The 1909-nt window shown below is 54.8% G+C and carries 1 protein-coding gene; it reads right to left on the reverse strand.

Annotation, left to right across the window (positions count from 1 at the left end; genetic code table 11):
• Positions 1-602 precede the first annotated feature (602 nt).
• Positions 603-1727 carry an aminotransferase gene (locus DW754_RS10740; protein ID WP_117759935.1) on the reverse strand — a complete coding sequence of 375 codons (1125 nt, stop codon included), beginning with the start codon at positions 1725-1727 and terminating at the stop codon, positions 603-605.
• Positions 1728-1909 lie beyond the last annotated feature (182 nt).

Genomic DNA, 1909 nt, shown 5'->3' on the forward strand with positions numbered 1-1909 from the left:
TCGGAAGGCACGTGCAGACCTTTCGTCATGGCCTCCTACCTTTCTTTCGGGCCCTTGTCAGGGCCGATTCGTTAGCGCCCCTCCGTGTGAGGCGTTATTGCTGACGACATATTTATATCCAAAATCAGCCCATACTTCCACCTTGCCCCCGAACGGTTTTTTATGAGGGGTGAACGGCATACACATATATTTCACGCATGGCATACTTTGACTTAATAAAGTGTATCTACGTGCTTAAACGCTTTTTTAAGCAAAAAATCTATTGGAACTAATCTTTCTTAAACCACCCTCGATTTGCATATTTCACGCAAAGGTATGAATAGAATTCGCAATTCTTGCTACGTCTCAACCATTTTGATTTTTATTCACAAAAAAGTTTGTCCTATTCATTTTTGGTAACCAGGCTACCGTTTACCAGACGCTGGGTACCGTTCGCCGGAAGCTCAGTATAAGGCCCAGCGGATATCAGCTTGCCGTACGGCCTCATTTGTAACAACTTGACTTCTCGGTATAAAAAACAGACCCGCCCCCTCATGGGAAACGGGTCTGTTATCGATTATCGTCGGCCAATTTGAATACGGACTTCGAAGGAAGTCGTGATCCTATCGATCGAACTCGGCCAGCGCCTCACCCAGAAGCCTCAGGCCCTCGCGAAGAACGTCTTCGCTCGGGCAGTAGCCCAGGCGTGCGCCGCAGGGAAGCTCAAAGCGGCTACCGGGAACCAGCAGCACTCCCCTCTCGGCCAACAGGCGCTTGCAGAACTCCTCGTCGTCCTCGGGAATATCCAGCCGGATAAACGAGGTGGATACGCCCTGCGGGGCCGTCCAGGAGACGCGGTCCTGCGTATCAATCCAAGCCTGTGCGATATCGCGGTTGCCAAACACGATCTTACGGTTGCGCTCGAGAATCTTGTCCTTGTGCTCGAGCACGTAGGTCGCCAGGGCGTCGTTGAACACGCCGCCGCAGATCATGGTGTAGTCGCGATATGTGCGGATGCGGTTGGACACCTCTTCGTTGGCCACGACCCAGCCCACGCGGGCCGCAGGCGTCGAATAGGTCTTGGACACCGAGTTGGTGACAATGGCCTTCTCGTACACGTCGGCCATCGACATAAAGGACTCGGTGTTCTCGAGCGGCAGATACACCTCGTCGCACAGCACGTAGACGTCCACCGAACGGGCAATCTCGGCAATCTGCCCGAGCATATCGGCATCGAGCGCCGTACCGATGGGGTTCGATGCGTTATTGATGCAGATGAGCTTGGTGTTGGGGCGCACCAAGCGCTTGAGCTCATCGATATCGGGCTTCCAGCCGAGCTCCTCGCGGAGCTCCCAATACTCGACCTCGGCACCCAGCGTACGCGGAATCTCGTAGAGCGGCGCATAGGTAGGCCACTCGGCAATCACGTGATCGCCGGGCTCCACAACGGCCATGATGGCGTTGAGGTTGGCGCCCGTGCAGCCATTGGTCTGCAGAATGTGATCGGGATTGACATCGCGACGATACAGCTTGGCGACCTCGGCCTTAAATTCCGGCGATCCCTCGATCCAGCCGTAGTTCATCTTCTCGCGATCCAGGCGCTCGTAGAACGTGGCGCCGTCCTGCTCGTCCAGTGCGCGAAGCTCGCCCATGGTCAGCGACGAGATCGTCGACTGAGCGATATCCCAGGTAGCACTCTTCTCCAAAACGTTGAGCCATTCCTCAACACCGATTGTCTTGATATCCATGGCCACCTTATCTGATCTTCATTTAGCGTCATTAAACATGAATGGGGCGGTGCGAAAGATCCGCACCGCCCCAATGGGAGACATCTAATGGCAGCTAGATGTTTGTAGTAAGACCTGTACGGGTCTTTGAAAACCTTAGAGGTCCTCGCGCCAGAAGGGCATGCTCATGCAGCGCGGGCCGC

This window comes from Collinsella sp. AM29-10AC (genome assembly GCF_003469085.1).
GTDB lineage: Bacteria > Actinomycetota > Coriobacteriia > Coriobacteriales > Coriobacteriaceae > Collinsella.